General features: G+C 49.8%; 1 protein-coding gene. It reads left to right on the forward strand.

Going from position 1 to position 281, the window contains the following annotated elements; genetic code table 11:
• A partial coding sequence (locus ACX6CF_RS26810; RefSeq protein WP_458788431.1) for a hypothetical protein occupies positions 1 to 183 on the forward strand: 183 nt, incomplete at its 5' end.
• Between the last annotated feature and the right edge of the window lie 98 nt (positions 184 to 281).

A 281-nucleotide genomic window follows, 5' to 3' on the forward strand; every position in this document is an offset into this window, starting at 1 on the left:
ATCCCACCTGCGACCGCAATCGAGGATGCCGAGATGACACCGATGGCGCGCAGCTTTTACGCCGAAAGCAAGCGTGTTCGTAATGATTTCATCAAGCAGGCATTAGGCTGGGAACCATTGTATCCTGACTATCGCAGCGGCCTTGCCGCGATGTTAGAGCAAACACAGCAAACCGAAGACTAGTGCGTCGCGTTGAGTCACGCTGTAACTGACATTAATCTTACAAGTTTTTAAGTAGTGTATTTCACCTTGTTGAGGCGTGGTAGGCACGCCATATGTTT

Source organism: Vallitalea sediminicola (assembly GCF_054408565.1).